24 protein-coding genes are annotated in these 25,264 nt (G+C 40.9%); 12 read left to right on the forward strand and 12 right to left on the reverse strand.

Annotated elements, in window-relative coordinates; translation table 11 throughout:
- Nucleotides 1-46 precede the first annotated feature (46 nt).
- From MN869_RS03970 to MN869_RS03990, 5 genes are read left to right on the forward strand one after another with little or no spacing between them, the layout of a single operon-like run.
- Nucleotides 47-826, forward strand: coding sequence for a glycosyltransferase family 25 protein (locus MN869_RS03970; RefSeq protein WP_005206201.1), 780 nt, complete (start codon nt 47-49; stop codon nt 824-826).
- Between the two features lie 12 nt (nt 827-838).
- Nucleotides 839-1,603 carry a glycosyltransferase family 25 protein gene (locus MN869_RS03975; protein WP_026057528.1) on the forward strand — a complete coding sequence of 255 codons (765 nt, stop codon included), beginning with the start codon at nt 839-841 and terminating at the stop codon, nt 1,601-1,603.
- Nucleotides 1,604-1,630: 27 nt separating this feature from the next.
- On the forward strand, nt 1,631-2,410 hold the full coding sequence (locus MN869_RS03980) for a glycosyltransferase (RefSeq protein WP_005206199.1): 780 nt from the start codon (nt 1,631-1,633) through the stop codon (nt 2,408-2,410).
- Nucleotides 2,411-2,430: 20 nt separating this feature from the next.
- Nucleotides 2,431-3,072 (forward strand): glycosyl transferase, encoded by a 642-nt coding sequence (locus MN869_RS03985; protein WP_243306897.1) that lies wholly within the window; start codon nt 2,431-2,433, stop codon nt 3,070-3,072.
- On the forward strand, nt 3,047-3,589 hold the full coding sequence (locus MN869_RS03990; protein ID WP_243306898.1) for a glycosyltransferase family 4 protein: 543 nt from the start codon (nt 3,047-3,049) through the stop codon (nt 3,587-3,589). Before MN869_RS03985 ends, MN869_RS03990 begins: the two co-directional genes overlap by 26 nt.
- Nucleotides 3,590-3,609: 20 nt before the next feature.
- On the opposite strand, the gene MN869_RS03995 is transcribed toward MN869_RS03990, so the two are convergent.
- The 4 genes from MN869_RS03995 to MN869_RS04010 form a co-directional block, all read right to left on the reverse strand.
- Entirely contained in the window at nt 3,610-4,473 is an 864-nt protein-coding gene (locus tag MN869_RS03995) for a lysophospholipid acyltransferase family protein (protein WP_005322398.1), read from the reverse strand.
- Nucleotides 4,474-4,477: 4 nt separating this feature from the next.
- Entirely contained in the window at nt 4,478-4,699 is a 222-nt protein-coding gene (locus MN869_RS04000; protein WP_004802750.1) for a hypothetical protein, read from the reverse strand.
- A gap of 122 nt (nt 4,700-4,821) precedes the next feature.
- Nucleotides 4,822-6,603, reverse strand: coding sequence for an aspartate--tRNA ligase (gene aspS / locus MN869_RS04005; RefSeq protein WP_004802753.1), 1,782 nt, complete (start codon nt 6,601-6,603; stop codon nt 4,822-4,824).
- 144 nt (nt 6,604-6,747) lie between these two features.
- A complete protein-coding gene (locus MN869_RS04010) occupies nt 6,748-7,518 on the reverse strand; it encodes a DUF4184 family protein (protein ID WP_243306901.1) in 771 nt (256 codons plus the stop codon).
- A 137-nt stretch (nt 7,519-7,655) separates the two neighbouring features.
- Here MN869_RS04010 and znuD point away from each other — a divergent pair, with 137 nt between their 5' ends.
- The 3 genes from znuD to MN869_RS04025 all read left to right on the forward strand — a co-directional run bounded on the left by znuD (nt 7,656) and on the right by MN869_RS04025 (nt 12,139).
- Nucleotides 7,656-9,734, forward strand: a complete 2,079-nt coding sequence (gene znuD, locus MN869_RS04015) for a zinc piracy TonB-dependent receptor ZnuD (protein ID WP_241304681.1) — start codon at nt 7,656-7,658, stop codon at nt 9,732-9,734.
- 106 nt (nt 9,735-9,840) lie between these two features.
- Nucleotides 9,841-11,304: a phospholipase D family protein gene (locus MN869_RS04020; RefSeq protein WP_241304682.1), complete on the forward strand. Its 1,464-nt coding sequence runs from the start codon at nt 9,841-9,843 to the stop codon at nt 11,302-11,304.
- Between the two features lie 25 nt (nt 11,305-11,329).
- On the forward strand, nt 11,330-12,139 hold the full coding sequence (locus tag MN869_RS04025; protein WP_241304683.1) for a hypothetical protein: 810 nt from the start codon (nt 11,330-11,332) through the stop codon (nt 12,137-12,139).
- A gap of 83 nt (nt 12,140-12,222) precedes the next feature.
- Here MN869_RS04025 and MN869_RS04030 read toward each other — a convergent pair whose 3' ends face one another.
- Nucleotides 12,223-12,669, reverse strand: coding sequence for a hypothetical protein (locus tag MN869_RS04030; RefSeq protein ID WP_241304684.1), 447 nt, complete (start codon nt 12,667-12,669; stop codon nt 12,223-12,225).
- A 170-nt stretch (nt 12,670-12,839) separates the two neighbouring features.
- On the opposite strand from MN869_RS04030, the gene MN869_RS04035 reads away from it, so the two are divergent.
- Both MN869_RS04035 and MN869_RS04040 read left to right on the forward strand, forming a co-directional pair.
- A complete protein-coding gene (locus tag MN869_RS04035; RefSeq protein ID WP_005322417.1) occupies nt 12,840-13,331 on the forward strand; it encodes an RcnB family protein in 492 nt (163 codons plus the stop codon).
- A gap of 153 nt (nt 13,332-13,484) precedes the next feature.
- Nucleotides 13,485-13,856: an RcnB family protein gene (locus MN869_RS04040; RefSeq protein ID WP_005322419.1), complete on the forward strand. Its 372-nt coding sequence runs from the start codon at nt 13,485-13,487 to the stop codon at nt 13,854-13,856.
- 41 nt (nt 13,857-13,897) lie between these two features.
- Here MN869_RS04040 and MN869_RS04045 read toward each other — a convergent pair whose 3' ends face one another.
- From MN869_RS04045 to MN869_RS04060, 4 genes are all read right to left on the reverse strand, one after another.
- A complete protein-coding gene (locus MN869_RS04045; RefSeq protein WP_241304685.1) occupies nt 13,898-14,395 on the reverse strand; it encodes a phosphate-starvation-inducible PsiE family protein in 498 nt (165 codons plus the stop codon).
- 122 nt (nt 14,396-14,517) lie between these two features.
- Entirely contained in the window at nt 14,518-16,299 is a 1,782-nt protein-coding gene (locus tag MN869_RS04050; RefSeq protein WP_241304686.1) for an acyl-CoA dehydrogenase C-terminal domain-containing protein, read from the reverse strand.
- A gap of 162 nt (nt 16,300-16,461) precedes the next feature.
- Nucleotides 16,462-18,264 carry an acyl-CoA dehydrogenase C-terminal domain-containing protein gene (locus MN869_RS04055; RefSeq protein WP_005193034.1) on the reverse strand — a complete coding sequence of 601 codons (1,803 nt, stop codon included), beginning with the start codon at nt 18,262-18,264 and terminating at the stop codon, nt 16,462-16,464.
- 311 nt (nt 18,265-18,575) lie between these two features.
- The gene (locus MN869_RS04060; RefSeq protein WP_004652439.1) at nt 18,576-18,950 is read right to left on the reverse strand and encodes a hypothetical protein; all 375 of its coding nucleotides are present in this window, start codon (nt 18,948-18,950) and stop codon (nt 18,576-18,578) included.
- A gap of 131 nt (nt 18,951-19,081) precedes the next feature.
- Here MN869_RS04060 and baeS point away from each other — a divergent pair, with 131 nt between their 5' ends.
- Nucleotides 19,082-20,755: a sensor histidine kinase efflux regulator BaeS gene (gene baeS, locus MN869_RS04065; RefSeq protein ID WP_005322421.1), complete on the forward strand. Its 1,674-nt coding sequence runs from the start codon at nt 19,082-19,084 to the stop codon at nt 20,753-20,755.
- A gap of 45 nt (nt 20,756-20,800) precedes the next feature.
- Nucleotides 20,801-21,487, forward strand: a complete 687-nt coding sequence (locus tag MN869_RS04070; RefSeq protein ID WP_004652437.1) for a response regulator — start codon at nt 20,801-20,803, stop codon at nt 21,485-21,487.
- A gap of 422 nt (nt 21,488-21,909) precedes the next feature.
- Here the strand turns inward: MN869_RS04070 and MN869_RS04075 are convergent, their stop codons facing one another.
- From MN869_RS04075 to MN869_RS04085, 3 genes are all read right to left on the reverse strand, one after another.
- A complete protein-coding gene (locus MN869_RS04075; protein ID WP_005206172.1) occupies nt 21,910-22,491 on the reverse strand; it encodes a L,D-transpeptidase family protein in 582 nt (193 codons plus the stop codon).
- Between the two features lie 12 nt (nt 22,492-22,503).
- Nucleotides 22,504-23,946 carry a protein adenylyltransferase SelO family protein gene (locus MN869_RS04080; RefSeq protein ID WP_241304687.1) on the reverse strand — a complete coding sequence of 481 codons (1,443 nt, stop codon included), beginning with the start codon at nt 23,944-23,946 and terminating at the stop codon, nt 22,504-22,506.
- 137 nt (nt 23,947-24,083) lie between these two features.
- Nucleotides 24,084-25,253: an acyl-CoA desaturase gene (locus tag MN869_RS04085; protein ID WP_005193015.1), complete on the reverse strand. Its 1,170-nt coding sequence runs from the start codon at nt 25,251-25,253 to the stop codon at nt 24,084-24,086.
- Between the last annotated feature and the right edge of the window lie 11 nt (nt 25,254-25,264).

The following is a 25,264-nucleotide window of genomic DNA, read 5'->3' on the forward strand; positions in this document are numbered from 1 at the left end:
AAGAGGAAGGCAGTAGAATATAGCTAAGATCGAAGTTTCCATTGTTATGAAAAAATTTGTTATTAGTTTATCCACCGCACATGAGCGTAGAGCGCATATTTGTAGTGAATTCGGTAAAAAAAGTATTGATTTCGAATTTTTTGATGCTTTAACACCAGAGCCTGCAGCATTATTTGCCCAAGGGCTTGGTCTAAATACCGATGAATATACACTGACAAAAGGTGAAGTGGCATGCTTTATGAGTCATGTATTTTTGTGGGAAAAAATAATTTCAGAAAATATTCCACATATGGCAATTTTCGAAGATGATATTTATTTGGGTGAAAATGTTAAAGAATTTCTCGCAGATGATGGATGGATTGAGCCTGATTGGCATTTAATTAAAATAGAGGAATTTACACCGAAGGTTGTATTGGGGACGAAACTTAAAGAATTCATGAGTCAGCCACAAAGAGCTATGTTTGATCTAAAAAGTAAGAATTTAGGTACAGCAGGTTATATTTTATCGTTGAGTGGTGCTAAGCAATTAATGAGCTATATTCAGTCGTTGGATAAGCTGATTGCCTTAGATCATTTAATGTTTGAGAGCTTGATCAAGGATCAAATTTTATCTGTCTCCCAAATGAAGCCAGCGTTGTGTATTCAAGATGTGACACTTTATTCAACCAAAGATAGTGTGAAGTTTGCAAGTCACTTATATAAAGAGCGTCAGGTTCGGATGAAATATAATAAGAAAAGTGGGGTTGATAAAATATTGCTTGAGCTTTTTAGAGTATTTCAGCAAATCAAAAATATTATTTTCCTAAAATCTGTTGGATTTAAATAAGGAAATGAAGTGGTGAAAAATTTTGTCGTGAGCTTGAAAACGGCAGTTGATCGTCGAACACATATCGAAGATCAATTTATGCAGCAAGGGATCGCTTTTAGTTTTTTTGATGCCATAGAGCCTCAACAGGTTGAAGAACTCGCAGCACGCTTGTCAGTTCGTATTCATAATTGTCATTTAAGCCAAGGTGAGTTGGGGTGTTTATTTAGTCATATTTTGCTTTGGAAAAAAGCAATTGATGAAAACATCGACTATATTGGGATCTTTGAAGATGATATTTATTTAGGGGGACAGGCCAAAGCTTTTCTTAGTGATCATGGTTGGATAAAAGCTCAATGGGATATTATCAAGATAGAGAAAAATTCAGCATTTAACTATTTATCTTTAACAGATAAGACCTCTCTGGAAAATGGCCGAATAATCTCAAGATTATTAAATCCTAATTTTGGTACAGCAGGATATATTCTTTCGAATAAAGCAGCTCAAAGCTTACTTTGCTATATACAGAATTTATCTGTGGTTGATCATGTTGATCAAATTATGTTTAAAAAGTATTTGAAATATGGCGAATATCCAGTTTATCAGGTCAATCCTGCATTATGTATTCAGGAGTATCTTTTATACCCAGATGATAAGAAATTCCAGTCTAGTTTATCTTGGAGAGATTCTTATAAAAAGAAAGAACAGAGTCCTTTAAATAAAATTAAAAGAGAACTGACAAGAGTCTTTTTACAGTTATATCGACTGCCTTTTAAAGTGAAAATTATCTTTAAGTAATTTATAGATTAGGTTAATGAGGTACTAATGGAACTTCCAACGATTCATGCTCTATGGATTGGTAATACACTAGGTAAAATATCAAGTTCTTGCCTTCAATCATTTGTTATGCGAGGACATACGGTCTTTTTGCATACCTATGGTACAGTTTCAGATGTACCTAAAGGCGTACAGTGTGTAGATGCAAATCAAATTATTCCAGCAGAGAAGATTTTTAAGCACAATCAAACAGGCAGTTATGCACTGTTTTCAGATGTGTTTAGATACGAGTTGTTAACGAAGGTTTCTGGTATTTATGTTGATTGTGATGTCTATTGTTTAAAACCAATGATAATTCCTGAGTCTCGTTATCTTTTAGGCTATGAAAGTGACAACAAGATTAATGGTGCAGTATTAGCACTGCCACAAGACAGTTCTTTATTAAAATCATTATTGGATGCAGCTTATAATCCATTTTTTGTACCACCATGGTATAAGAAGTCTCGTCAAAAACGATTGAAATTTAAAAAAATGTTGGGTATTGGGCAACACATATCAGATATGCCATGGGGGGTGATTGGCCCTGATGCAATTACTTATTTTGTCAATGCACTCCAGTTGGTTGATCAAGTCCAACCTATCGATCTTTTTTACCCTGTACATTATCAGTGTATTGGACAGTTATTGGACCCAAGGCTACAGATTGAAGATATTGTAAGCTCTAAGACAGTCTGCGTACATTTATATAATGAAATGTTGAGAAATGTCGATTTAGAAAAAATTGCCCCTGAAAGTATTTTGGCTAAAATGTTTAGAAATGAAATTTAAGTGTAGAGAAAAAATTTAAGATGAATGTGGCACATAAAAAGATCAAAATAGGTTTAATTATTGATGAGTTTTTTGGTGCAGTTGGTACCGCTTATGGTGGATATGGTTTTTTAGCTAGACGACATATTGCCAAATATCTTCCGAATGAGGATTTTCAGGTAGATGTTTTGCTCGGACGAGGAAAGCGCAGGTTTTTTGCTGAGTCATATCAAGTCGATGATGTGAATGTCTACCGTTTACCTCGTGGGAAGTGGTTTGCGAAACAATGGTTAAAAAAACAAGATTACGATCTCTACTTAAGCATTGAACTCACATATGAATATGTTTTAAAACATGAGCCGAATCCAAACAAGAAATTAATTTTATGGGTTCAAGACCCAAGACCTCACTATGAGTGGGATGAAATTAATACCGTAAAGCTATTCCCAGAAACGTCATATTATAATCAAAAAATATATGACCTAGTTCATGAATGGTATAAACAAGACCGGGTTAAGTTCATATCACAAGGATATTTTTTAAATCAAAAAGCCAAAGATTTATATCAATTGAATGATGATGTTGATATCCAGTATCTACCAAATCCAATTGATATCGATGAAAATTTTCATTTTGATATACACCAGAAAAAAAAATATGATTATTTTTTTAGGTCGAATTGAATCGGTGAAGCGAGGTTGGTTGTTTTGTGAAATTGCTAAAAAAATGCCTGAATATGAGTTTTTTGTATTAGGTCAAACCTTTAGAGAAAATGAAAAAAACTCTGAAATCATGAAAGATTATTATGCAATTGAGAATCTGCATTTTGCTGGTCATGTTGATGGGGTAGAAAAAGAGCAATATCTGAAAGATGCGAAGATATTGGTGAATACCTCCATTCATGAGGCACTTCCGATCTCATTTTTAGAGGCTCTGTCTTTTGGTACATTGCTTGTAAGTAATCGGAATCCAGAAGAATTAACCGAGAAGTTTGGTATTTATGTTGGTGATGTTTTGGGAGATGGTTTTGATAAAGTTGATCTTTTTGTCGATGCAATTCGAAACCTCATGCTTGATGATGAAAAGCGCCAGATATTAGGCAAGCAAGCGATTCAATATATTAAAGACAGACATAGTGTTGAAGGCTTTCAAGAAAATATGCGTACGACGGTGTTACAGGCTTTAAAATTAAGTGAGTAGGGGGGGCTTACTTTTGGAGATCAAACGTAGTGATCCTGTTGACCACCTCTAAACCGTTTATAACCCCACATATATTCAGCAGGAAAGCGGTTAATCATCTGTTCAACGGCTTGATTGAGTGCTGTTGTGGCAACTTCGATATCTCGATCATATAGTTGTGTATCATTCAGGTTATCACAATACACATCAAAACCTTTACCATCTTCACGACGGAAACAACTTAAGCCGACTAAGCGGCATTGGGTTTTTTGTGCCATTTTACTGGCAAGTGTGCTTGTGAGACATGGAACTCCAAAAAAAGGAACCACAACACCACCAGACGGGTCTGGGACATGATCGGGCAAGATGACACTGAAGCCACCTTGTTTTAGGTTTTTAAACAAGGCCTTTACACCAGATGCATCAGTTGGGACTAAAGTGGCGTTAAGACGCTGACGGGCATGTAAAGCAAAAGCATTAAAGCCAGAATCTTTCATGGGTTTGTACATGATGGTTGGAATACCGTATTGATGTACCCATGCATTCATCATTTCCCATGTGCCCAGATGCGGGGTAATGATCAGTGCACCTCTTGGATCACTAAGCGCATCGGTTAATACGTCCAGATGATGTACCGTATGAATCTGTTGGATGCTCCATTCAGGTGGCATCGCCCAGCATTTACCAGATTCAATATAGCTGAGGCATTGTTTGGTGACGCTTTCTCTCGCGAGCTGTTCTTTTTGTTCTAGACTAAGTTGAGGATAGGCTAGACCTAAGTTGACTCTGGTTTTCCACAGCATACTTTTATTCGGATTTTGATTGATAAAGTATGCCGCCACTTTTGCGATACTACGTAAAAGTGCTAAAGGGAGAATACGAAGTAGGGTAGCGTAAAAAGACATGATCTTAGTCTTGTTTATCTACGTTGCCTTTAAGCACCATATAGATCAATGCGACAAAAATCAGTAGAGCACCTGCCAAGCTACTTACACAGAAGTATAAAATGCGTTGATTGGTGTCCATATTGAAGAGTTCATTTGCCAAGATGTAACGCATGAAAAACCATTGAGCAAGTGAAAATACAATAAGTACAATTGCATGTCGACGTACATCAGGACGCATTGCCATAAGACGGATCTCTCAATAAAAAGCAGCCTATTATGCCACTAGCGGACTTGTTCGCAAAGTAAAACTCGAAGATAAAAAACCCTGCATGAAGCAGGGTTTTTGTTGAAGCATAAACTTAAGGTTTATTTTTCTTCAGCTTTTGGCTTTTCACGTAAACGAATACCTAAGTCGCGCAATTGATTTGCTTCAACTGGTGCAGGTGCTTGTGTCAATGGACATTCGGCTGTCTTGGTTTTCGGGAATGCAATTACATCACGAATTGAAGACGCACCGGTCATGAGCATGATCAAACGGTCAAGACCAAATGCCAAACCGCCGTGTGGAGGCGCGCCATAACGTAATGCATTCAATAAGAAGCTGAATTTCTCTTCTGCTTCTTCTTCACCAATACCTAAAGCTTCAAAAATTGCTTTTTGCATTTCTAAAGTATAGATACGAAGTGAACCACCACCGATTTCAGTACCGTTCAGTACCATATCGTAGGCAACAGAAAGTGCTTCACCTGGATTGCTCTTCACTTCTTCAACACTTGATTTTGGCAGCGTGAATGGGTGGTGAACAGAAGTCCATTTGCCATCGTCAGTTTCTTCAAACATTGGGAAGTCAACCACCCAAAGCGGTGCCCACTCGCACGTCGTCAGCTTCAAGTCATGACCGATCTTGACACGAAGTGCGCCCATCGCATCATTTACAACTTTAGCTTTATCCGCACCAAAGAACACGATGTCGCCATTTTCAGCGCCAACACGTTTTAATAGATCAAGCACGATTGGCTCGATAAATTTAACGATTGGAGATTGAAGACCTTCAATACCTTTTTCAAGTTCGTTGACTTTGATGTAAGCCAAACCTTTTGCACCGTAGATACCAACGAATTTAGTGTATTCGTCGATCGCACTACGCGGCAATGAACCAGCACCAGGAACACGTAAAGCAACGATACGGCCTTTAGGATCTTTTGCAGGGCCAGCGAAGACTTTGAACTCTACGTCTTGCATCAAGTCTGCAACGTCAACCAGTTTCAATGGAATACGCATATCTGGCTTGTCAGATGCATAGTCACGCATTGCGTCGGCATAGGTCATACGTTCAAATTTATCGAATTTTACATTCAATAATTCATTGAACATTTTAACCGTTAAGCCTTCCATTAAATCCATGATGTCATCGTCACTCATGAACGATGTTTCAACGTCGATTTGGGTAAATTCAGGCTGACGATCTGCACGTAAATCTTCGTCACGGAAACATTTCGCAATTTGGTAATAACGGTCGATACCACCCACCATCAACAACTGTTTGAACAATTGTGGTGATTGTGGAAGTGCGTAGAAGCTACCATTTGAAACACGGCTTGGCACTAAATAGTCACGTGCACCTTCTGGTGTCGCACGTGTCAAAATTGGTGTTTCAACATCTAAGAAACCATGATCTTCAAAATAGTTACGGATCAAGTTGGTCACTTTAGAACGGAAACGCAAGCGCTCTAACATTTCAGGACGACGGATGTCCAAGAAACGGTATTTCAAACGAATTTCTTCTGAAATATTGGTGTTTTCGTCATTCAATGGGAATGGCGGAGTATCAGAAGCTGCAAGAACTTCGATGTCTTTACCTAAAACTTCAATCTGACCACTCACCATGTTGGCATTTTCAGTACCTTCATAGCGACGACGAACACGACCTGTAATTTTTAATACAAATTCTGAACGTGCTTTATCTGCTGTTGCGAATGCTTCAGGCGTATCTGGATCGATCACCACCTGTACGAGACCATCACGGTCACGCATATCAAGGAAAATTACACCGCCATGGTCACGGCGACGATGAACCCATCCGCATAAAGTAACTGTTTGATCGATTTGGGCTTCTGTTAAAGAGCCACAGTAATGAGTGCGCATCATATTGAATTATGTATCCAAACTATATTGGCTGTAGACGGTGAATGCGTAAACAGCGCACCACCAATGAAGGGGAGATTATGCCTTGTTGAACGTTTAGTCTCAAGTCTTAATGTTTTCAAGCGAATTTTAAACAGACGCTTTTTGTTAAAATGATTTTAGACGCTCTGTTCGATCCAAAAATAAGAATAATAGACAAGCCATGCTAAAGACAGTTAGGCCAGCTTGGGTAAATTCATTAATCGATTTGCCAATAAAAAAATAGAGTTCACTGTTCCAAAGATCAGAGCTGATATGACGGCTATAGTCTAAAACTGAGAACAGTCCATATAAGATGGAGAAGATGGCACTGATGAGTGCAAATCCTTTGAGTCTAGCTGGGACGGGATCGGGATGTTGATGGGTCTTATAATAATGCCAGCACATTCTTATGAGGAACGGCAAAACAATAATGGATGACCCGATCTGTAATATAAAATGTAATGGATAACTAAAACCCAACAGTGAAATGTTCTGAGCCAGAATCCCTTTAAAAGCAAACGTTCGAAAATCAAGATGGGTGAGTCCATCCCAGATTAAGTGCGTGCTGATCCCGACTATAAGTGCTAGACAACTGAGAAAGCTGAAAGAAATAAAATCATCCAGTGAGTGAATATTTAAAGGATGTTGGATTTCAAGACAGCGATAGCTTACAGGGCGATAGATTAAATACCACAAGAGGCAAAAGAATATTCCAATTGGTAGATTCGGAAATAAGATACCTGACCATTGGTGTGTTAAAACGATATTTTCTTGGGTAAATAATCGATAAAGATCGGGTGCCATGCATCCAATCGCCAATGCTGCGACAGGCAAATGACCCTGACTTAATTTAGATAAAGGTGGGGCAAGGACTGCATGAGAAAGTGTAAAAGGCATATCGTTGAAAAACGACCATTCATTGAATCATGGAGAATCAGTGTAGCAAATGTTCATTGTTGCACTGTTTTTTATTGCAAAATAAACGAAATGTTATAATATAACAAAAACAACGATCGACTGATTCGAGACCCGATATGTCATTTCCACAGAATATTTTGACCTTATCTATTTTAGCTGTTGTATCTGTATCTACTTTTGCAGCAGAAAATGAGCAAGTGACAAGCTTAGAGACAATACGAATAAAAGCACATCCATTAGAGCAAACATCGAAAGATTTTGCGGTTGCCGATACCGTCGTAGATCAAAAACGCTTGCAACAGGGCGCTGTCACCATTGGTGAGGCATTGAGCAGTGAACCTGGGATCTATTCCAATCAATTTGGTGCGGGCTCAAGCCGCCCTGTGATCCGTGGTCAAGATGGCCCACGGGTAAAAGTTTTGCAAAACTCCTCTGAAAATATTGATGTATCGACGCTATCTCCTGACCATGCAGTGACTGTAGATCCTGCATTAGCGCAACAGGTTGAAGTGATTCGTGGACCATCGACTTTGTTGTTTGGTGCAGGAACAGTGGGTGGTTTGGTGAATGTGACGGATAGCAAGATTCCAACCAAAATGCCTGAAAATGGTTATGAGGGAAATGTGGGCTTACGTTACAACACTGGCAGTGATGAAAAACTGGCAACGGCTGGTGTAACAGTTGCTTTGGGTGATCAAGTGGCCTTACGAGTTGAAGGCTTAAATCGTGAAGCCAATGACTATATCGCGCCGAACTATGTGCACGAAGGTGAGAAAGAGCGTCGTGTCGGTAATACCTTTGCCAAAGGTGAAACGGTGAATGTCGGTTTGTCTTGGATTTATGATCGCGGTTTTACGGGAATTTCATATAGCAATCGCCAAGATAAGTATGGTCTACCTGGACATAGCCATGAATATGAGAGCTGTAGTGCTCATCTTTCAGGACGTCCTCATTTACATTGTGGCGACCATGATCACGAAGATGGCGATGATCATGACCATGGTCATGACGATCACGACCACGATCATGCACATGAGGCAGGCCCTTGGATTGATCTGAAATCTGAGCGTTATGATGTCCGTACTGAATTGAATGATCCGTTTGCAGGATTTAAAAAGTTACGTGCTCAGGCCAGCTATACTGATTATAAACACGATGAAATTGAAGAAGACACCATCGCGACTCGCTTTAAAAATAAGGGTTATGATGGCCGTTTAGAATTGGTACATAACCCAATTGGGCCATGGGAAGGGGTAATTGGAACCCAATATGGTCAACAAAAACTGGAACTCACTGGTGAAGAAGCATTCTTGGCACCCAATACCACGAAGAAGTGGAGCATCTTTGGTTTAGAGCATGCACAATTTAATGATGTCCATGTTGAGCTGGCAGCACGCGCAGAAAAACAAAAAATTGATATTGATGACTCAAGCAAAAAAGATTTCGACGGTTCAGCCTTTTCTGTTTCTGGCGCTGCCAACTGGGAGTTTGCACCCAACTACAAACTCTCTTTGGTGACTTCACATCAAGAACGTTTACCTTTAGCGCAAGAGCTCTATGCCAATGGTGGACATTTTGCGACCAATACCTATGAACTAGGTAATGATCAATTGAAGAAAGAAAAATCCAATAATGTGGAACTCGGTTTCCATTATGACAATAACAAGTTTGATTACCATGTGCATGTCTATCACAACTGGTTTGATGACTATATCTACGCTCAAACTTTAGACCGTTATAAAGATTTCCGCTTGGTGCAATACGCCCAAGATCAGGCACGTTTCTATGGTGCAGAGGCAGAAGCGGGTTATCAGATCTCGGATATGTATAAAGTCGGTGTATTTGGTGACTATGTGCGCGGCAAGATCGATAATGAAAATGCGCCACGTGTCCCAGCAGGTCGTCTAGGAACAAAAGTAAATGCGGACTTTGGTGATGGCTTTAGCGGTTCAGCTGAATACTATCATGTGTTCCAACAAGACAAGATTGCGGCTTATGAAACTGATACGCAAAGCTATAACATGCTGAATTTAGGTGTGGCTTACACAGGTAAATATAGTAAGGCTACAGATTATCGTGTTTATCTGAATGCCAATAATTTGCTCGATGATCAGGTGTACCAACATGCATCATTCTTATCAACGATTCCACAAGTGGGACGTAATTTCACGGTTGGGGTGAATTTTAACTTCTAAGTGAAAATTTAATTTTTGATTTTTTAAATGATCACCAAATTAGCATTGAAAAATCAAAGCATAAGCTCTAGCCTTAACTCATTAGGCTAGGGCTTTTTTTGTTTATATGCGTATCTTCCAACGAATCCATCGAAAATTAAACTGGTCAGGTCGACGTTACATGGCAGTCATATTGTGTATTTTTGCGATTGGATACATTGCTTCGGCAATCTATCACACCGTAAAACCACTCCCAAAGGGATTGGATTTTACTGGGCAATTACGTTATGCCAATGTGAAATTCTTAGCCGATCAGACTTATATCGATGCGCAAGGTCAGCAACAAGTAGATCAGCATATTTTCAAAGAAGTGTTTCAGTTGATTGATCAGGCACAGAGTACCATTGTGCTGGATATGTTCCTGTTTAATCAGGAAGTGGGTAAGTCGACAGTCAAACAGTTTCCTTTAATGCAAGAGCTCACCGATGCCTTAATCGTGAAGCGTCGTTTGCATCCAAATGTTGAAGTTGTAGTGATTACCGATCCGATTAATTCGGTTTATGGTGGGTTAACGCCAAAGCATTATCTACAACTACGCCAAGCAGGTGTGGATGTCATCGAAACTGATTTAAAGCCATTGCGTGCTTCGAATCCGCTATGGTCAGGTTTTTGGTATATCTGTTGTCAGAACTTGGGCAATAATCCTGAAGGTGGCTGGTTAAGTAGCCCATTTGGCAATGATAAAATTACTCTGCGTAGTTATCTGGAATTATTTAATTTTAAAGCCAATCATCGTAAAACCTTGGTGGTCGATACTGTGGATGGCTGGAAAAGCTTAGTAACTTCGGCCAATCCGCATGATGGTAGTTCGCATCATAGCAATGTGGCCTTGGTGGTGGATGGGCCAACAGCGATTGATGTGTTACAAACCGAGCAAGCTGTGGCCAATATGTCTAAAGGTTCGAGCCCATTTGTGATTATGGGCGGGCTAGCCGAAGATAAAACATTACCACAAGTGCAAGTGCTGACTGAAAAAGCGATTTATGACGCCGTTCTGAAAATGATTCAGACTGCGAAAAGTAAAGAGCATTTGGATATGGCGATGTTCTATTTATCAGAACGCAATATCATTGATGCACTCAAGCAGGCACAGCAACGTGGTGTCAACATTCGTATTATGATTGACCCGAATAAAGATGCATTTGGTCGTCAAAAGAATGGCATTCCCAATCGTCAAGTGGCTTCGGAACTGAATGCAGTTGGTATTCCAATCCGTTGGTGTGATACCCGTGGCGAACAATGTCATAGCAAAATGCTGCTTAAATCAAATGCCCAGCAAGCAGAGATCATTCTCGGTTCAGCTAACTTAACTGCACGTAATTTAAAAAATTATAATCTTGAAACTGATATGCGGGTGATTGGTGCAGCACAAGCACCTGTATTTAAAGATGCGGGACAGTATTTTGATGCAGCATGGACCAACGCCAATGCACGTCAAATCACGGTGGATTATGCAAAATATGCTGATGAGTCAAAAGTAAAATACTGGATTTATCGTTTTATGGAATGGTCTGGCTTATCTACTTTTTAATTCAGCATAACGAGGGTTCTACGCAATGGCGAAAATTAAACTGAATATTAGACAGAATGAGCAGATTGATTTAGAGGTACATCAATTTAATCATTATGCAGATATTGTTGAAATTCAAAGTTGGGCAGAACTCTTAGAATGTTATCGCTCCCTTAAACAAGATGTTTATCCTAAAAAAGTGTTTCTAGTTTTAGATGACGCCGCACAAGCAAAATATACTTCGATGCATGCGGTCGAGGATGACCGTCTGTATGTCGATTTTAGTGACGACCTCAAGGGAATTGAAGTCAATGATCCACGGTGGGAGCAAACTTATCAAAATGTTTGTGTTCCAAAGCAATTGCAGCATTATCTTCAACAGTTGAATGATCCCGCACAGCAGCAGCGTTTTGAAAGCCTAGCTGAAAAAATGCAGCATTATGATGAAAATGACTTAGAAGCACTGCTTTATTTCAATCAACATCTATTGATTTCATTAGACAGTGTTATCGAAGTTAAAGTGGCTGATATTGAAACTGAAGCTTTGAAACTGGCGATGCTACCAAATGGCTATTTTTCTTGTGATTTTGATCCCTTTGAGAATTATGCGCTGATTCAGAAAATGCAGCACTATGGCTTCGAATTTATCGGACTTGGAGCAGCCTTATTGGGATGGATTAAAACCCCAGATTTTAAAGCCGAAAAAATTGAAGATTTAATTCAGGATCTCGCTTTGATTTATCCGTTAGATTCCGCTCATCAAAAGGCAATGAAAGACCTAATTTTTAAAAATAATTATCTGATTTTACCTTATTCTGAATCACCACAAGAATATCTAGGTTACGACTTATCCTGATTCAGAACCTGAGCTCAACAAGCTGAATGTGCAACTTTACTTGGGATTCAGCTTGTTGAAAGAAATATGCTATCAATAAAAAATTAAGGGTTTGGTGGAATCAATTGATCTAAATCCTTATCAGCCATTTGCTCGAGTTCACTTAAATCGGTTTTGATTTTCCACTGACTTTCATCATCCACAGGATTCGGTAAGCGTGCTTCTAGCCAGTCACAGACCACATCTGGAGTGAATTCTGGATGATTGCACTGAATGACCCAAGCCAAAAAATCTTTGGCTTCACCGTTCATATAGGGTGGTGGAGACACTGGGAAGAACTGGGTCGGTAAACGTTCATTGGTGGATAAATAATTGAGTACATGTCCAAGCTCTTGAACGGTTTGCCATGCCAACGGATGTTCAACATCAATATTGAATTTAAACCACCATGCATGTTGACCATCTGCACCGTGCGCAACGATACGCGCTTCTTGCACACTTGGAACTTTGCAAAAGAATTGATAGAGACGATCAAAATTCATTTCAGCCACAGATGTTGCCTTAAAACCAAAAAAATGATTTTAGCATATCTCGGCGGAGCTGTAGCTCGCTGCTGTTTATCTTGGGAATTCAACAGCTAATCTGAAAAAATATTATTACAACAGTGGCGCTGAATTTTTATTCTAAAATAGACAGATACTCTGCTTTTAGGGAGATCACGATGAAGCAATTTCAACCTTATATTTATGGCTTGGCAGCTGTATTGAGCTATCTCCCAGTGATGAGCTATGCCGACAATGCTTGGAGTGGCTATAGTGGGGTAGAACGCCGCTCCTCTCATCAGACGACTCCTGCCTATCAGCCGCCAGCACAAGATCCATTTGCTTTTTCGAATCAGCGTTATACACCGACAGCGCCACCGAAAGGTTACTACTATCAACCCAATCAAAATAACTATTATCCTCATCCGAATCATCGACCGGGTGTCCGTGTCGAATATTATCCAGATACGCAATATGACCGTAGCTATCGCCGTGAGTCTTTTGTGGTGGGCAATGAATTACCGGGTGAGTTCCGCAGTGAGCGTTATGTGGTTCGGGACTGGGATTATTATTCCTTACGTGAACCCCCACGTGGCAGACATTGGGTCGTCGTGGATGGACGTTATCTTTTAGTGACTGATGATAATTTTACCATTGAGATTATTCGCTGATTTTTGATGGTTTTCTAAAATTTAATCTCTCGAGGATTCTCCATAATTTCTCGCTATTCATTACAAAGCTTTGCAATGTTGCGAGTTTTATTCATGCTTTCTCCTTGAGTTTTTCTTAATCTGTTTTCAGATCGAAAAACAGAGGATTAAAGAATGAAGAAGACCGCAGTATTACTGGTATCAACACTTATGCTGGGTGTTTCTGCCTCAGCTATGGCAGATTCAAATCGTTGGAATCATGATCATAGAGATCGCTACGATAACCGCTATGATCGTTATGATCACCGCTATGATCATCGTGAACAGCCGCGTTGGTCAAATGGCGATCGTGGTAATCATTATGGTCAACGCATTAATTTCAAGCGCGGTGAGCGTTTACCATCAGAATTCCGTAGTAACCGCTATGTGGTTTCTAACTATCGGACCCATCGTTTATATGAACCACCTCGTGGCTATAACTGGATGCAGGTACAGGGTAAATATGTGTTGGTGGACTCGAAATATCGTGTTTTCCGAGTTGCATAGCAGATGCAATAAAAAAGCAGGCCATATGCCTGCTTTTTTATTTATGCTAGTTCGTCATCTTGTGGTCGAGGTGTTTTGTTGGAAGGCAATTGTTGTTCTTGATCCTTGCCCCGAATCACAGAAGGGTAGTTCCATGACGCAAATCGGACCACCAAAATCGCCACCGCTAAAATCAAGATCGAACCTGTGGTAATCACCAAATCCATAGAAGCTTTATGATTGTGCTGAATATCGGCAATCAACAGGCGGGTGAGTGCAGTAATCGCGACATAAATCAAAAAACGCACCGGCATGTGATTGGTCTTGAAGTAAATCCCCACCATCGCGCCTAATTCTAAATAGATAAACAACAGTAAGATATCATCAATGGTGGCGTACTGTTTTACCATTAGAATTTCAATCACGGTATGTACGGCTGACCATGCAATCATACAGCCGATAATAAATAAGGCTAAATAATGAAAGGCTTCAACCGCGTAGTGACCGAAGCGATCAAGTAGGCGAGGTAAGCCTTCAAGTTTCTCTTTAGAGTTCGACATAGCGATTTATATTCTCAACATGATCATTAGAATGTTATGCAAGTTTTATGCTGATTTTATTATAGCGATAAAAAAACTGCCTCAACCAAATGATTGAGGCAGTTTTTAACATCACGCCAAAATTAAGCTTGGTTTGTGAAGTAATCTTCGCTGAAGTTCATGATCAAGTCAGAACCTGCTTTGATTTTCGCTAAACGCGCATCTAATTCAGGCAAGATACGGTCTACAAAGTATTGTGCTAATGCAATTTTGTTTTGGTAGAAATCACCAGATTTGTCTTTTGCAGCAGCAGCGATTTTTGCAAACATATAGGCAAAGCTGAGTAAGCCTACTGCATGTAAGTAGTCAACCGCAGCTGAGTTCGGGAAGTCAACATTTTCAGCTGCTTGCTCAATGATGAACTGCGTGATTGCTTCGATTTCAGTTGCAGCATCTAATGTTGCATCTTTAATGAAGTTCAAGTCTGTGTCTAGGTCATTGGCAAAGTCACGGATTTCAGTGATGTACTCAGCAATGAATGCGCCGCCACATTTAATGGTTTTACGACCAATTAAATCTTGAGACTGAACACCGTTAGTCCCTTCGTAAATTTGAGCAATACGAAGATCACGGATACATTGTTCCATACCCCATTCACGGATATAACCGTGACCACCAAACACCATTTGCGCATCTAAGGTTGCTTGGAAGGCTGTATCAGTGAGGTAAGCTTTTGCGATTGGTGTTAACAGCGCAACACGGTTATTCGCTTGCTTCACAGCTTCTGCATCAGTCGAGAATTTAGTGATGTCTAACTGTTGACCGACATAAACGGCAAATGCACGTGATGCTTCATTATTCGCGCGTACGTTGAGCAACATACGACGTACATCACCATGCACTAAAATGCTGTCCGCTGGTTTATTTGGTGATTGAACACCTGCTGCACTACGGCCTTGCAAACGGTCAGTCGCGTATTGTGCTGCATTTTGATAAGCAAATTCAGAAGCGCCCAGACCTTGAATACCCATCGACAAACGTTCGTAGTTCATCATCACGAACATTGCAGCAAGGCCTTCGTTTTCTTTACCCACGAGGTAGCCTTTGGCACCATCAAAGTTCATCACACATGTTGCTGAGGCTTTGATCCCCATCTTGTGTTCGATTGAACCAGGGCCAACTGGGTTGCGCTCACCTAAAGAACGATCTTCATTTAACAGGAACTTTGGAACGATGAATAACGAGATACCACGTGAACCCGCAGGAGCATCAGGGGTTTTTGCAAGTACCAAGTGAATGATGTTTTCAGCTAGGTCGTTATCACCACCGGTGATAAAGATTTTAGTACCGGTAATGTTATACGTACCATCTTCATTGCGTTCAGCTTTAGTTTTGATAATACCTAAATCTGTACCTGCATGCGGTTCAGTTAAGCACATAGTACCTGACCATTCGCCAGAATAGATTTTAGGTAAATAGGTTTCTTTTTGCTCTTGTGATGCATAGCTATTCAATGCCATACCAGCACCCACAGAAAGAAGCGGGTAGAGCATGAATGATGGATTGGTTGCGAATAACATTTCATCAGACAGTACAGTCAGCATTTTTGGCATGGCCTGACCGCCCCATTCTTCATCAGCACCTAAGCCGATCCAGCCACCGTCAGCGTATTGACGGAATGCTTCTTTAAAACCTGCTGGAGTGAAAACTTCGCCATTTTCCCAACGTGCACCTTCTTCATCACCCGTACGGTTTAACGGATGTGTCACGTTTTGGGCAAACTTCGCCATTTCTTCTAAAATTGCTTCAGCTGTTGCGGCATCTACATGAGCCAGTTTCTCATTAGACTGCCAAAATTGTTCTGCTTTAAATACATCATTTAAGATGAATTTCATGTCTGCTAAAGGAGCATTGTAAATTGGCATAATCGTTCCCTTCTACGCACCGTTTCATGTGCAAAGTGATCAAATAAAACGAACAAATAAATTGAATCGTATAAATTTAGCATTGATTAAACAAAAAAAGGACGGTCAAAACTGACCAGTCCTTTTTCTGTGATGAACGTTGCATCTCATTCTAAACTATGTTTAGAAAGCGAAGTGTTCCGCATCAAGTTCAAACAATGGCGCAACGCCAGTTGAAAGCACGTCTACATGTGAGCGAACACGTGGCAAGATCTTCTTGAAGTAGAAGCGAGCAGTGGTCACTTTTGCATTGTAGAAGTCAACTTCAGTTGAACCTTCAGCTAATTTCTCTTGAGCAACAAGTGCCATACGTGCCCATAAGTAAGCAAGCGTTACATAACCAGAGAAGTATAAGTAGTCAACCGCAGCTGCACCCACTTCATCTGGGTTTTGCATTGCACGCATGCCGATTTGCATGGTGATGTCGCCCCATTCTTTGTTGGCAGCAGCCAATGGCGCAATGAACTCTTGCATCGCCGCATTGTCTTTGTTTGCTTCAACAAATTTATGGATGATCTTGGTGAAGTCTTTCAACATTGCACCTTGAGTTTGCAAGACTTTACGACCTAACAAGTCAAGCGCTTGAATCTCAGTGGTACCTTCGTATAAGCAAGCAATACGTGTATCACGTACGATTTGTTCCATACCGTGTTCAGAAATGAAGCCGTGACCACCAAATACTTGTACACCGTGCTTCGCAGATTCAGAACCTGTTTCAGTTAAGAATGCTTTTGCGATTGGTGTTAACAAAGACAAGATGTTGTCAGCAAACTTACGCTCTTCTTCAGTTTCGCCTTTTTCAACGATATCTGCATATTGAGCCAATAAGTACACCAACGCACGACCGCCTTCAGCAAATGATTTTTGCGTTAAAAGCATGTTACGAACAGCTGGGTGAACAATAATTGGATCAGCTTCTTTTTCAGGTGCTTTAGGACCAGAAAGAGAACGCATTGCCAAACGATCTTTCGCATACGCTAAAGCGCCTTGGAAAGAAGATTCAGATGCAGATAAACCTTGAACCGCTGTACCGATACGTGCTGTGTTCATGAAGGTGAACATGCAGTTTAAGCCACGGTTTTCAGGTCCGATCAAGTAACCTTTTGCTTGGTCAAAGTTAATGACACAGGTTGCGTTACCATGGATACCCATTTTGTGTTCAATTGAACCACAACGTACTGCATTACGCTCGCCAACTGAACCATCAGCATTGACGTGGAATTTAGGTACGATGAATAAAGAGATCCCTTTAGTGCCTTTTGGCGCACCAGGTAAACGTGCAAGTACGATATGGATGATGTTCTCAGCCATGTCATGTTCACCAGCAGAGATAAAGATTTTCTCGCCAGAGATTGCGTAACTACCGTCAGCATTTGGTTCTGCTTTAGAACGGATGATACCTAAGTCAGAACCTGCATGAGATTCAGTTAAGCACATGGTCCCTGTCCAAACACCTGAAACAAGGTTTGGCAAGTAAGTGTTCTTTTGCTCATCAGAACCGTGATGTTCTAGAGTACGAACAGCACCGTGAGAAAGACCAGGGTACATGCCCCATGACCAGTTTGCAGTACCCACCATTTCAGAGATAGAGATCCCTAAAGAGTTTGGTAATGCTTGACCGCCAAACTCTTCATCAGCAGAAAGAGATGGAAAGCCAAGTTCGATATATTTTTGATACGCTTCTTTAAAGCCTGTAGGTGTTGTTACAACACCGTCATTCCAAGTACAACCTTCACGGTCGCCGACTTGGTTTAAAGGAGAAAGTTCGTTTTCGCAGAAATCAGCCGCTGCTTCTAAATATTGATCAACCAATTCACGGCTTACAGTGTCTTGAAATGCAGGAAGTTTCGCGTAATGTGCTTCAGCATTTAATAATTCGTGCAATACGAACTGCATATCACGTAAGGGTGCTTTGTATTGTGGCATAGCGGGTTCCTCAATACTGGTTAAACCAGAGTTATAATCTTAGTCAATGATAAATGTGCCCAACAGCACCATTTTGTACTGCTAATCGTGCAACAAGTTATAGTTCGGTACAAGCTTTTGCAGGTCATTTCTTAGTGACTGTGAAGTCAAAGTTTATGGTTCAACCTGTTTAAGCGTTTAGATTGTAGGTGCTTTTTAGGCTTTTGAGTCAAACTGCCGCGGCAAAATCGTAAGCAGCTGTGTACTTAAAAATGAATATGCTTTGGCCATAAAAAAAGGCGCTTTAAAAGCGCCGATGAGGAACAGGGGGATTAAGTCGTTGCGTTGGCTTGGCGTTTAAACTGTGATTTATCTGGGGTAAAACGAACTTCACAGGTGCCTTCAATTACACGCTTATTCCATTGAACATTCACACGTTCTCCAATACGCTTTCCTTGGCAGGCTTGTTCAATCTGGGCACGTTGTGCTTGATGTTCCTGACGCATTTGTTCGCGTTGCTCTAAACGCTGTTCACGTTTGGCTTGCCATTCAGCGCGTTGCTCTGGTGTAAGTGGTGCACGTTGCATATTATGGCGGTGATGGTCACGATCCATTGACTGTTCCGCTGGGGTGGTTGACTGACAGGCAGCCAAACCTAAAACAGAACCGAGTAGGGTGGTCATCAATACGATTTTTGTCTTGTTCATTGTTTTATCCAGCATGATCAGTTGTGATTCGATGGTTAAAGATTAGATAATAAAGATGAAGAAACAATGGAGAGTTTTTTTCGACCATGTTGGTTACAATCCACAAATAGAACACTATTGAGAATCTACTTTTGAATGTTCGTCGCGTGCCCTTAGCCTTACGCCTGTTTTTAACGGTATTACTGACCACCTTGTTGATTGCAACGATTAGCTTGGGGATTTTGCATTGGACCATGCAAAAGAACTTTGCCCGTTATGTGGCCGATGTGGAAATGCAGAAGCTAGACCGATTGATTGCCAATTTAGGCAACGTCTATACGGTTTATCATGACTGGGGCAATGCAATTCAGGCACAGATTCTGCAAATTGAAGGCACGGCAGCACCAGATGACTATGATCGCCTGTCTCAGTGGTGGTTGCGCCGTCAATACGATATTGCCTTACAACAACGTTATTTTAATGACCACACCTTACTTAGCCTGTCTCCAACGCTGGCGCAAAATAATGTCGAGATCAAAAACCGCCAGATCTTTAATGATGAAGAATTAAAAATTCTCAAACAGAATTTACCTTCGGAGTATCAACCTTTTGAAGGTTTACGCTTTCCTTTAAGTCCACGTCAATTTCGTTTAAAGACGGATAGCAAACAAGATAAACAGGACAGTAAACTCAATGCTGCACCTGCTGAACAGGGCAAAAAGCGCTTTGTCTCGATTCCTGATCGTTTAGGTTTGAGCTCACGGCTGTCTTTATACGATGAGAATCAGCAGTTTATTGTAGGTGAACCTGCGACTGATCAAATTTCTTTCCGCCCGATTGTGGTGGGCGAGAAGGTGGTCGGTTACCTCGGATTAAAGCCCGTACTGGATCAGGATGATGCATCCAGTATCAATTTCTTTAGTAATCAAAAACGATATTTGCTGTTGGTCTATGCTTTAACGGTACTTTCAAGTTTGGTTGCAGCATTGTTGATGGCCACTTATTTTAAAAAACCGATTCAACGTTTATTAAAAGCAACCTTGGAATTGACCGATGGCAATTATCAACATCAAGTTGTGATTAAAAGAAATGATGAACTCGGTGATTTATCCAATCAATTGAATCATTTGGCTGATATTTTACATCAGCATGAAGAATCTCGTCGTCAATGGGTGTCTGATACCTCACATGAACTGAAAACACCTTTGGCGGTATTGCAGGCACAGATCGAAGCGATGCAGGACGGGATTCGTAAGGCGACTCCTGAACACCTGAATGCCATGATGCGTCAGGTCAGTACCTTGAAAAAGTTAACCCAAGACTTGGCAGATTTGGCGCAGGCCGATGCACAACAATTGAAATGCTATTTTGCTGAGGTCAATCCGTGGGATGTGGTACTGCAAGAAGTTGAAAACTTTAGATCGACGTTTGAGCAAAATCAGCTTGAAGTGACATTGTCCGGAGCAGGGGCAGTCCTATCTTTAGATCGGGATCGCTTTAAACAGATTATCGTCAATCTGTTAGGGAACTGTGTTCGTTACACCGAACAAGGTGGAAAAATACAGATTCACACTCAACAAGATGAGCAACAATGGATAATGTATGTAGATGATAGTCCATTGGGCTTAAATGATGAACAACTGGCACGTTTAGGTGAACGTTTCTATCGTGTCGATGATTCGCGTACACGCAGTACGGGTGGTACAGGTCTAGGTTTGGCCTTGTCGTGTAAGTTGGCACAAGCTTTAGGTGGTTCATTGACTTTCGATCATTCACCATTAGGTGGATTACGTTGTGTCCTGACTTTCCCAAAATCAATTCAATAATTTTTAGATCCTCTTGTGTTGAGGATGATGGATAGGATGAAAACCATGAAACATATTATGTTGGTTGAAGATGAGGTTGAACTCGCACAGTTGGTTCGTGATTATTTAGAAGCTGCTGGTTTTGAAGTCAGTATGTTTCATGATGGTCAGGATGCTTATACCCAGTTTCAGCAACGTAAACCGAGTTTGATGATTTTGGACTTGATGGTGCCACGCATGGATGGCTTGACCATTTGCCGTAAAGTCCGTGAACAGTCTGATCTACCGATTATTATGGTCACCGCGCGTACTGAAGAAATTGACCGTGTTTTAGGTTTGAATATGGGAGCAGATGACTATATCTGTAAGCCATTCAGTCCCAAAGAACTGGTTGCCCGTGTACAAGCAGTATTACGTCGTTTAGAGCGTAAAGCAGAGCCTGAGCAAAACGATTTATTCCGTATTGATAAAGCGCAGCAACGTATTTGGTATCAACAAAAAGCACTGACCTTGACCCCAACAGAATTCCGTTTATTGGAGTTATTCTTGGAGCACTTGGGTCAGGTTTATTCTCGTGCACAGCTACTCGATCATATAAACCCAGATAGTTTTGATGTAGCCGATCGCGTAATCGACAGCCATATTAAAAACCTACGCCGTAAGATTTCAGAGGCTGCGGATACAGGCAATCGTCATGAATGGATTCAGGCGGTGTATGGAGTGGGTTATCGCTTTGAATATCCAGATGAATAAATAATTTTTCATTCATATCTGCGCTATATTAGATCTAACTCATCTCTAAGGAAGTATGGATAAGTTTCCTTAAATAGCGCATTGTTTTTGTTTACATTGAGCGTCTAAAATAAGATGGGTCTTGATGGATAATAAGGGATGAGGAATTACAAAAACTTTTATCCTGTGGATAACCACAGCGTTATCCACAGAAAATGTGGATAGTTTCGCAAAGCTTTTGTCGAAATTATCTTCTTTTCGGGTGATAACTTAAGTATCCGCTTTTTAGAAGTAGAGAAATTTTACATTACTTTACAATTGCTTGTGATGTGTTGTGACGGTGAACTGTGACTGATTTCAGATGATAAAGTTATCCTCTGCATAAGCCTTGTGCAGTTTAATCACCGCCTTTATCCGCAAAACCAACCTGAACGGTTATCTCATCATGGGTGAATAATAATAGGGGTATGGTCAGAGACCAATAGCCATATTTCATCCATATCTGAGTTGGTCACCGCAATACAGCCCAGTGTCCAGTCTTTACGTGGCATATAAGTTGCACTTGCAGGAACGGATGTGGCTCGTGTTGGCACAGTGCCATGAATCATCACATCACCACCCGCAGATCGATTATGCTGTTGGGCATAGGCGCGATCGATTTTATTTGGATAGGAGATATGCAAAGACTTATAGTAAGCGCTTTGAGGATTACGCCAATCGATAGAATAAGTCCCTTCAGGTGTTTTGCCATCGCCTTCAAACTGTTTGTGTCCGATCGGATCAAAGCCTAAACGCATGGGATAGCTGCGAATGACTTCCTGTTGATGTTTCAATTGCAAAATGCGCTGGCTTTTAAACACTTCAATTGACGTCACGGGTTTGTTTTGTTGAAGCTGTTGTATTTCATGAGCTGAAAGAGGCTGATGTGCCGATCCCATTGTTGGGATGAACTTGCCATACTTGAAATAAGCCAGTCCCAATAACAGGATTAAAATTGCAGATCCGATCATCAGCCCAATTTTCATAGATTTCTTCTGCTAAGATGAACAACTGACAGAAATTTCAGGCACATCGCTTGGCAATGGTGCTGTATCTGCTTCCGTTTCTAAATCAGTTTGTTTTTGATAAGGTTGATTCAGTAGCTTAAACAAACGCTCAACCTCACTAAAATCACCACGCTCCGCAAGTTCAATCGCTTTCTGTGCCATATGATTGCGTAGAATATACTGTGGATTAACCTGTTGCATTTGCTCATCTAAGGCATCAGTATCTTGATGTTGTCGGATATTTTGATAGCGGGTTAGGAAGTCATCAAACTGTTGTATATGGATACAATCACCTCTTAGGGCCTTGTAATCGTGTTGCTGCAAACGAAGAAAGCTTTGGGTGTAGTCCAATTGCTCAGTTTGCAGAATTCCAAGAAAGGCAAAACTACAATCCAGACTGTCCTTATGAAAATCGGGTAGGCCCATTTTCTGACATAAGCCTTGCCCATAATGCGCTAAGAAGGTCGGTTCAAATTTTTCCAAACATGCTGCTAGATCGAGTTTGAATTGTTCTTTATTTTCTGCGCTCTCCAACGGAATTAAATTATTCAGCCACGTCCACAGATTCCAATGACCAATACTCGGTTGGTTTTGATAGGTATAACGGCCTTGGTAATCGGAATGGTTGTTAATCCAATTCGGACGGAAACGCTCCATAAAACCGTAAGGTCCAAAATCTAGGGTCGAACCGGTAATATTTAAATTGTCGGTATTCATCACCCCATGCGCAAAACCGACCAATTGCCATTTAGCAATCATGATCGCGGTTCGCTCAATCACAGCTTCGGCGAAAGCCAGAATTGGATTTTCAGCTTTCAGGCATTCCGGATAATGCCATTCAATACATTTCTGGGTGAATTCAGCCAAAAGCTCAGGAGCATATTGATTGATCCATTCAAAGTGACCCAAACGAATATGGCATTCGGAAGTGCGTAATAGCATGGCACCCAGCTCTAGGGTTTCGCGCTGTACGCCTTGTGTTGACGTGGTAAAACCTACTGCGTGACTTGATGTAACACCAAGGGCATTTAATGCATGACCCGCTAAATATTCACGAATGACTGAACGTAAGACGGCTCGACCATCACCCATACGCGAGTAGGGGGTTGAACCTGCACCTTTGAGATGTAGATCAATCGTTTCACCTTGCTGATTCAGGATTTGCCCGATCAACAAACCTCGGCCATCACCGAGTTGTCCAGCCCATTGTCCAAACTGATGGCCTGCATAGACCATAGCGAGTGGTGGGAATTCGGCAAAGGTTTTTTGTCCGCTACAAATTTCAACCCAGTTGGCTTTATCTTCTTCGCTCCATTGCAATTCATCAGCCAATGCTTCATTAAAATGACCTGCTTTGGCACCGCGCAATGGACTTGGTTGCTGTTGGTGATAGAGCTTGGGATTGAGGGAAGCATAGCGGGGATTGAATTGCATAACTGAAACATCAGAAAGAGCTGAATCATGACTATAGCAAATATCAATGTGAAATGGGGAGTCGTTAGGAGAAAGGAATGGTAGATGAACAGGCATAAAAAATGGTCTCTCTTGAGACCATTTTAGTTATCGATCATTTATTCAGAAACTGGCGCTTTTTTGATATTACGCATCAAGGTTTCTAAACATTCACGATGGTGACTTAAGCGGTGTTCAAGCAATTGGAAATCAACTTTCAGTTTGTGATCCATCTGATGAATTTTCTCAGCCATCGCTGCTTTTTTCGCTTGAAGTTCTTGTTCTTTCAGCTTAGCCCAATCATTTAAAGTATGGGTGAAAGCTTCATATTCTTGCGCGATACGTTGTTTCATTTGCACGATGTCAGTATTCACATCATGACCATAAATCGCCAAGTCACGTTCCGCATATTTGAACTTCATCGCAAGCTCTGCTTTTTTGATATTAAAGCTAGGAATACGACGTAAGTTTTTTGCTAAACCAAGTTTAGAACTGGTCCAAATCAACCATTTGGTTGGGTCATATTGCCACCATTTCACACCATTACGGTAATCGTATTGGAAAATGTGGTGGTAGTTATGATAACCCTCACCCCAAGTGAAAATAGCCAGAACAAAGTTGTCACGCGCCGTATTTTCATCGGTATAAGGACGTTTGCCCCACATATGACATAGTGAGTTGATAAAGAAGGTGACATGATGGCTGATGATCAAACGTAATAAACCACCGAGTAAAATTACACCCCAAATATCGCCTGTCGCCCAACCAATCAAGCCTAATACACCAACGTGAACTGCGATGACCATTGGCACATAGTAATTGTGTTGGAACATCACCAATTTGTCATTGAGCAAATCTGGTGCATTTTTAAAATCTGGTTTAGATGGGGAGTGATCGCGAATCATCCAACCTAAATGGGCATACCAAAAGCCACGTTTGATTGAATACGGATCTTCATCAACATCATCGACATGGCGGTGATGGGTACGGTGACCTGAAGCCCAGAATAAAATACTGTTTTGAACAGCAAAGGTGCCGCCAATCATGAGTAAGATTTTAAGCGGTAATGCTGCCTCATAAGCACGATGTGCCCATAGACGGTGATAACCTGCTGTAATTCCTAGGCTACTGAGTGCCAATAGGAAAATCATACTCACCCATGCACTTACACTAAAATCATAATAATAGGCGTACAAAGGAATTAATATAGCAGCAAGAATTGGTGTTCCAATTAAGGTAATGCTAGCAGTCCAGTTAATGGGTGCTTTTTTGAGTGGGGCGGAAGTCATATCCGTCAGCG

It is taken from the genome of Acinetobacter sp. NIPH1876 (assembly GCF_022808535.1).
Lineage (GTDB): Bacteria > Pseudomonadota > Gammaproteobacteria > Pseudomonadales > Moraxellaceae > Acinetobacter > Acinetobacter higginsii.